The following is a 6,052-nucleotide window of genomic DNA, read 5'->3' on the forward strand; positions in this document are numbered from 1 at the left end:
ATCGTCCACGCTGTGCCCACCCGCAAGGTGCACCCCCGCGAGCTTGAGCTGATCCGCCCCACCGCGCAGAATATCAGCGAGCACCTCACCGGGCAGCTCCTTGATGGGGAAACACAGAATGTTCATCGCCGTTAGTGGCACACCGCCCATCGCATAAACATCCGAGAGCGCGTTGGCGGCGGCGATCCTCCCGAAATCGTAGGGTTTATCCACGATGGGGGTAAAAAAGTCCAGGGTCTGGATCAGGGCAAGCTCCGGGCTGAGCCGGATCACCCCGGCGTCGTCGGACGTGTCCAGCCCGACAAGAACATCCGGGTGCTTCTCCTGCGGCAGACCCGCTAAAATTATCTTCAGAGCCGACGGCCCGATCTTGCTCGCTCAGCCCGCGCAGCGCACCCGCGCTGTCAGACGTTGCGCCGCAAGAGTGCGTTTATTGGGCTCTTCTGTATTACTCATAGATTCCGTCGTAACGTTTCATCATTTTGGTGTGTTGCTCCATAATTTTGATATGTCGTTTTATCAATTCTTCCTCATGCTCCAAGATCGCCTCCTCTCGTTTCAGAATATCTTCCTGCAATTTGAAGCGAAATTTCTCCATCACCTTCTTGTGTAGAGAAGAGAATCCTCCACGTCGGAGCCCCAGAAGCGCGGCGAAAGAGAAGGTGCCTTATCTCGGTGACGAAGTGCTGCTGTTCGGGAATCACAGGGCAGCGCTGGGGGTAGTTGGCAAGTGTCTGACGGGCCTTTTCAAAGGATTCGAACCACTCAAGAGCAAGATGGGCAGACTCATCGGGAATGGGATCAGCTTCCGTACCGTTCCACCGCGACATCTCATCAATGGCCGCTTCCACGTCCCGCACGGCTTTCTCAGTAGGTCGGATACTGTACTGTTTGCCTTCCTCAAAGTTCGGCTCAGCGGATTCGTCCAGAGGGTTCATACAGGCTGTGCTTTGCTCTCGGATTTGGTCTTGATCCAGGAAAACTTTGCCTTAATGCGAGCGTCCATCTCTTCGATGGTCATAGTGCGACCGGCGGCAATGTCTTCCTCGGATTCCTTCATCGCCGCGATCAGCTCGTCGAGGTCTTCCCCCTCAGCAGGTTCGATCTGCTCATCCTGGAAAACCACGGAGCGGATTGCGGCAAGGGCGAAGCGGGGGCGCTCACTCTCTGGTATGGCGGCAAAGCGTGGGGCTAGGTCTTCGGGTATCTCAAGCGTCAGTGTCATTATCTTTACCTCCGTGCAAGATGGGTAGAACTATTATATCAAGGGCAGGATTAGCGGCGTGTGTGCCAGCGCTGGTCAATGCCCGCCTCTAAAAGCCGATCGCGAAGCTGGCCTGCGTGCTCCTGGATGTGGCGCAGGTTGAGGAGAACGTGATCAAGCTTGGGGATCTTGTACCAGGGAATCCCCGACTCGGATGACGCCAGGTCAATTTTGTCAATTTGAGGATCTACCATGGCATCCACCAGGTCCCAATAGGCCAACAGCTCAGCTTTGGTGTAGGGCATCGGATCGAGCTTCTCGTGCTCGGCATCACTCTCCACTTCGTCACGGTGCAGCTCCCAGGAAATAAAATCTTCGAATCGTACCTGGAGGTAGAGATCCGCAAAATAGAGCGTGTGGTAGGCGAGTCGCCAGAAACTCCGGGGCGGAGTGCCTCCGATCCAGAGAGCATCAGGGCACTCCGAAATCGCGCCTTTCAGCATGTCGAGCGCGGCGTGGTACTGGCCTTTCAAGGCAGGTTTGAGAATATCCATAGTGTGCAATACTACAGAAAGTATACGGCACTCCGCCACGCCACGCCTCTCCGTCGCCCAGTTCGTCTCTACCCTATTCCGACACGGGTCTGAGTCTGCACCCCAATATGTGACGATGTGCTAAAATAGCCAACACAGACTGCAGTCCCAACAGAACATGTTAAATTACTGCAGTTCGAGGTAACCGTTATACATCAACTTCTACTTTTCTTGCTCCTGCTGCTGGCACCCTCGATCGGCTTCGCCGACGACACTCCCGGCCACTCTAAACACGGGTCCGCGTTTGACTCCGGCATGCGAACTCGGCCCTGGGTCATCAAGGGCATCGGAGACACCCCGTTTCCCATTTCGACGAAGAACCCGGAAGTGCAGAAGTGGTTCGACCAGGGCAACGCCTTGCTCCACTCGTTCTGGTTTGAGGAGGCCGAGCGCTCGTTTCGATGGTGCCTCAAGCTCGATCCGGACAACGCCATGACCTACTGGAGCCTAGCTCGATGCGGATTCAACTGGTTCACGGTCGGCGCACCCAACTACGACGATAAGCAGTTCGACCGGTACAAGACGTTTCTGAGCGAGGCTGTGCGGCGCAAAAATAAGGTGACCGAGCGTGAACGTCTGTATATCGAGGCCTGGGAGAAAGCATACGCGCCGCAGGAGAAGAATCGCGCCAAGACGATGTGCAACGCTCTCCAACAGATCGTGATTCGGTTTCCTGACGATGTAGAAGCCAAGAGTCTCCTTGCTCTCTTTAACATCGGCCAGGGTAGCGCGTTCGCCAACGAGCTGCTGATCCAGCAGGTTCTGACCAAGAGTCCGATGCATCCCGGTGCGCACCACGCCAGCATTCACAACTGGGATGGCGTCTCTTCCGACCAGGCGATCAGGAGCTGCGAGCTGTACAGTAAATCGGCCCCGGATGTCGGACACGCGATGCACATGCCCGGCCATATCTACAGCAAGATCGGCATGTGGCACGAGGCCGCGATTGCGATGGACTCCGCGACGCGGACCGAGCTGCGGTACATGAACGATCGACTGGCACTGCCCTTCGAGACGTGGAACTACCCGCACAACCGGAACTACCTCTGCTACATCCAGGAACAGCTTGGCATGGCACAGGCATCGCTACAAGGCTCCGCCGATATGCTGGCTGCCCCCCGCGACCCCGAGTACAACCCGGCAGAGACGGGTGCAATCGCGGGCCAGGGGCTTGCGGCCCGAGTCCGCGCCCTCCTCAAGTTTGAGCGCTGGGACCAGATTTTGGCACCCAAGGGAATCGAGTGGAACGATAAAGAGGACTTCGGCAAGCTGGGGAGGGCATTTGCCGAAGCACTGGCACTCAGTGCCGTCGGTAAGAGCTTCGAAGCCAGGGAGCGGGTAACCAGCCTTCGTACGCTCATCGAGAAGCTCAAGGCCAAGGAAACTCCTCCCTTTCCGGCACCTCCACCCGCAGCATCCCCGCTGGATATGATGGCCGACATCGCAGATGGCATCGTGAGCCTTGCCGAGGGAAACACTTTGGAGGGCCAGCGCAAGCTTCTCAATGCCGCCGATCTTGAGCAGAAGTTTCGCGACAAGGGCGAGTATGAGAACGATCCTCCCGGACAACCCTGGCCCGTCCTGCGCATCCTGGGAGACCATTACCGAAAGAGTGGCGACAACAAGCTCGCGATCAACTGCTACGAGCAGGCGCTTAAAAACGAGCCAAACGATGGCTTTTCGCTCTCCGGGCTGGCGCTCGCTCACTTCGCCAACGGAAACCGCGAGCAGGCGACGCTCTATGCAGGAAGGCTGTCCTATGTTTGGTCCCAGGCAGACCCGAACCTGAAGTGGCTCGAAGATGTCCGGAAACTCGGCCTCGACGCGAAGCCGGTGGCGCAGACGCCTCGCCCGGAGCGAACCTACCGACCGAAGGAACTCGACTCGATTGGCCCGATGAACTGGCAGCCGTTCCAGGCTCCGAATCTTCAGGTCGTGGATCGAAACGGCAAGAAGGTCGGCCTGCAAGATTTCAAGGGTAAAAACGTCATCCTTGTCTTCTTCCTGGGGGATGCCTGCGTGCACTGTGTGGGGCAATTGAAGTCGCTCAACGACCGGAGTTCGGAGTTCAACGACCAGAACACGGTCTTGCTTGCCGTGTGTAGCGAATCTCCGGCGAAGCTGAAGCAGTCGAAAGCCCTGGACCAGTCGACTATCAAGTTCCTGTCGGACAACGCGCATGAAAACGCGCGGAGGTTTTCGTCATACGACGACTTCGAGGACATGGAACTCCATTCGACGATCCTGGTCGACAAGTCCGGCCGCGTTCGTTGGAAGCGAACCGGAGGCGATCCTTTCACGAACATTGACTTCCTGCTGAACGAGTTGAAGCGAATCAACCTATCCCGGTAACTCAAGCAAGTGCAGAATAAACCCTGGCTGAGACACTCAGCCAGGGTTTATTTGTGCCCCTCACTCGCTCCTGGAGGCACAAATCTATCCCGCAGGCTCTGCTATTTGAAGCTTGGCAGAACTCTCCCCACCAGTCACTAGAAACCTCCTGCGTTATTATACCGGCCTGGCGAAGCTCCTGGGGCGTAACCGTCGGTGTGTTTATTCTCGTGCCCCCTCTCGAATCCCCAGCAGTTGCCGGAGCCTGGATCGCATCGCGGCAATCCCCTCTCCAAAGTCCGCCCCCTGCCCACCGATCATCTTGCCCCGCTCGCCGTCGTATCGCTCTGCCAGGGCCTGGAGCTGGTTGAGGCCAGCAAGGAGCTCGCGGGCGGCGGTGGAGTCCAGCGCGGCCAGCTCGGAGAGGTCGAGGCGCTCTTCCCGGGGCTTATCGTCAAGCACTGGTATTCGGGCACCGGCCAGGCGCAGCGCTCGCCGGGCGTGGTTGGCGTGCTCCAGGGATTCAGTGAGGGTCTCACGGGCCGCAACCGGGCACTCAGGGAGTTGGAAGAGTGCGCTGGATTGCAGCTCCCCGAGTAGCGTGATCTGCCCCATAGCGCGGTCAATTAGGCCCTGCTCTTCTGCTGTCATGGTTCCCCTGCTTTCTCTTGCGTTTTCGGTCTGTTCTTCGCCCCCGGTGGTCTCCCGGCAGAGTTGCCAGGCTGCCAGGCTAAGGCTTCGTCAACCGGGACGTAGAGATCGCGCCCGACTGTCACCAGGCCAGGGAACTGCCCCCGCGCTGCCGCCACACGCGCTGCCGCTGGTGCTTTCCCTCGGTCTCTGGCAAGGTCGGCAAGCCTCACAAACTCCTTGCCTTCAATGGTTATCGTGGTCATGATTATATGTTACCACACGGTAAAATAAGTTGTCAAATATCCCTTATTGCCTTGCGTTATATGTTACCTTATGGTAATATATTAGTGTCCCAAACGAGGGACTTAGGGAGAAATATGAAAGCAACTAACAAGATCGAAGCCAGCCGCATTGCCTACTTCGGAATGCGCAAGATGTACCAGCAGGGCGGATACGCTCTGGAGAATACCAAAGACCCGCTCAAGAAGTGGGTTGTGAAGGAAGATGGCACCATGTACCTGGTGAGCGTCAAGCCCGAAGCCCGGCGCTGTGACTGCCCGTTCTTTGAGGAGAATGTAGAGTTCGCGGTCTGCAAGCATATCTACTACGTGCAGGAGGAGATCCGCCGGGAGGACAACTTTCAGAGCCTCACGGATACCCTCGGGTTACATGGTGGTGGAATCTGACTAAAGAAAGGAAAGGGGTGGCAGAGGGCGAGCTGCTGCCGGGTGTGGCACTGACCGAAGCGCGGGAGGAGTTCGGGATCAAGTTCCCAGGCGCAGGTAAGGGAAGCGCCTTAGAGGCTACAGAGAGCGAGTAGACACCACCACAGACAGATTTCTCCCTAGCGTAGCTCCGAAGCTTCGCACTCGCCCCGCTCTCGAAATAGAGTGGGGCTTTTTCTTTCCGCTACCTGAGAACGTCCGAGAGTGCCCCCGGCTTTAGACGTGGGGAGTTGTCACACAATCCGAGTCCAGGTGCGCCCTTCCCCATCAGCACACCACCAGTACGACACGTCCGCCTCGCCCTCGAAGGTCAGTGCCAGGTTCCAGCGCCCTTGCACCTCGTAGCCGCACTCAAGGCGAAACGCCCCGCGCTTCACCTTCAAGTCGGTCAAGGCGCTTCCGTTGTGATACTGGAAAGTGAACTCCGCGCTAGGGCTTGCATCGCCCGCGTGCTGCACCTGCCCTTTGATCACGTAGCCTCCCCCGCTCGCTGCGGCCACCACTGCCGCCCGAAGGAGTGTGCCGGTCATGGGGTCGCTGTCCTGGTCGGGGAACTTACCGCTAGA

The 6,052-nt window shown here is 57.8% G+C and carries 9 protein-coding genes; 2 read left to right on the forward strand and 7 right to left on the reverse strand.

The features are described 5' to 3' along the window. The 4 genes from selD to ACH2EH_RS04315 all read right to left on the reverse strand — a co-directional run. On the reverse strand, positions 1–456 hold a 456-nt coding region (gene selD, locus ACH2EH_RS04300; RefSeq protein ID WP_395139281.1), incomplete at its 3' end, for a selenide, water dikinase SelD. A 74-nt stretch (positions 457–530) separates the two neighbouring features. Continuing rightward, positions 531–938: a hypothetical protein gene (locus ACH2EH_RS04305; RefSeq protein WP_395139283.1), complete on the reverse strand. Its 408-nt coding sequence runs from the start codon at positions 936–938 to the stop codon at positions 531–533. Further along, on the reverse strand, positions 935–1,225 hold the full coding sequence (locus ACH2EH_RS04310; RefSeq protein ID WP_395139285.1) for a hypothetical protein: 291 nt from the start codon (positions 1,223–1,225) through the stop codon (positions 935–937). The genes ACH2EH_RS04305 and ACH2EH_RS04310 overlap by 4 nt, the downstream gene beginning before the upstream one ends. A gap of 50 nt (positions 1,226–1,275) precedes the next feature. Next, positions 1,276–1,758 carry a hypothetical protein gene (locus ACH2EH_RS04315; RefSeq protein WP_395139287.1) on the reverse strand — a complete coding sequence of 161 codons (483 nt, stop codon included), beginning with the start codon at positions 1,756–1,758 and terminating at the stop codon, positions 1,276–1,278. A 210-nt stretch (positions 1,759–1,968) separates the two neighbouring features. Between ACH2EH_RS04315 and ACH2EH_RS04320 the strand changes: the two genes are divergently transcribed. After that, a complete protein-coding gene (locus tag ACH2EH_RS04320) occupies positions 1,969–4,149 on the forward strand; it encodes a redoxin domain-containing protein (protein WP_395139289.1) in 2,181 nt (726 codons plus the stop codon). A 201-nt stretch (positions 4,150–4,350) separates the two neighbouring features. On the opposite strand, the gene ACH2EH_RS04325 is transcribed toward ACH2EH_RS04320, so the two are convergent. Both ACH2EH_RS04325 and ACH2EH_RS04330 read right to left on the reverse strand, forming a co-directional pair. Continuing rightward, on the reverse strand, positions 4,351–4,779 hold the full coding sequence (locus ACH2EH_RS04325; RefSeq protein ID WP_395139291.1) for a hypothetical protein: 429 nt from the start codon (positions 4,777–4,779) through the stop codon (positions 4,351–4,353). Further along, positions 4,776–5,024 (reverse strand): hypothetical protein, encoded by a 249-nt coding sequence (locus ACH2EH_RS04330; protein ID WP_395139292.1) that lies wholly within the window; start codon positions 5,022–5,024, stop codon positions 4,776–4,778. Before ACH2EH_RS04330 ends, ACH2EH_RS04325 begins: the two co-directional genes overlap by 4 nt. Before the next feature lie 114 nt (positions 5,025–5,138). Between ACH2EH_RS04330 and ACH2EH_RS04335 the strand changes: the two genes are divergently transcribed. Then, complete coding sequence (locus ACH2EH_RS04335; RefSeq protein ID WP_395139294.1) at positions 5,139–5,447, forward strand: hypothetical protein; 309 nt, start codon at positions 5,139–5,141, stop codon at positions 5,445–5,447. A 272-nt stretch (positions 5,448–5,719) separates the two neighbouring features. Here ACH2EH_RS04335 and ACH2EH_RS04340 read toward each other — a convergent pair. Then, the coding region (locus tag ACH2EH_RS04340) for a hypothetical protein (RefSeq protein ID WP_395139296.1) at positions 5,720–6,052 on the reverse strand (333 nt) is incomplete at its 5' end.

The sequence above is a fragment of the Armatimonas sp. genome (assembly GCF_043760365.1).
Taxonomy (GTDB): domain Bacteria; phylum Armatimonadota; class Armatimonadia; order Armatimonadales; family Armatimonadaceae; genus Armatimonas.

What these genes read in the sequence shown, in the direction of transcription:
- ACH2EH_RS04305 (WP_395139283.1), bottom strand. Translation starts at nt 938, where the DNA reads ATGAACCCTCTGGACGAATCCGCTGAGCCGAACTTTGAGGAAGGCAAA.
- ACH2EH_RS04310 (WP_395139285.1), bottom strand. Translation starts at nt 1,225, where the DNA reads ATGACACTGACGCTTGAGATACCCGAAGACCTAGCCCCACGCTTTGCC.
- ACH2EH_RS04315 (WP_395139287.1), bottom strand. Translation starts at nt 1,758, where the DNA reads ATGGATATTCTCAAACCTGCCTTGAAAGGCCAGTACCACGCCGCGCTC.
- ACH2EH_RS04325 (WP_395139291.1), bottom strand. Translation starts at nt 4,779, where the DNA reads ATGACAGCAGAAGAGCAGGGCCTAATTGACCGCGCTATGGGGCAGATC.
- ACH2EH_RS04330 (WP_395139292.1), bottom strand. Translation starts at nt 5,024, where the DNA reads ATGACCACGATAACCATTGAAGGCAAGGAGTTTGTGAGGCTTGCCGAC.
- ACH2EH_RS04335 (WP_395139294.1), top strand. Translation starts at nt 5,139, where the DNA reads ATGAAAGCAACTAACAAGATCGAAGCCAGCCGCATTGCCTACTTCGGA.